At 44.0% G+C, this 318-nt stretch carries 1 rRNA gene; it reads left to right on the forward strand.

Annotated elements, in window-relative coordinates:
• Window positions 1–225: 225 nt before the first annotated feature.
• Window positions 226–318, forward strand: a 23S ribosomal RNA gene (locus BSPA111_RS22470); the annotation flags it as partial.

Raw genomic sequence — 318 nt, forward strand, 5'->3', positions numbered from 1 at the left:
TCGATCCCGCTTAGCTCCACCATTATTTCATGCTCACTCAATATCTCAAAACTGACTTAACAGTCACGTTTGAGATATTTGCTCTTTAAAAATCTGGAACAAGCTGAAAATTGAAACGACACACTGTTTCCTTTCTCCGTAATAAGAAAGGAAGTATCGGTGTGTTCGAGTCTCTCAAATTTTCGCAACCTCGATTGTGTCTTACGAGACATCTTCGGGTTGTGAGGTTAAGCGACTAAGCGTACACGGTGGATGCCCTGGCAGTCAGAGGCGATGAAGGACGTGCTAATCTGCGATAAGCGTCGGTAAGGTGATATG

This window comes from Buttiauxella sp. A111, from assembly GCF_014189855.1.
GTDB classification, from domain to species: Bacteria; Pseudomonadota; Gammaproteobacteria; order Enterobacterales; family Enterobacteriaceae; genus Buttiauxella; species Buttiauxella selenatireducens.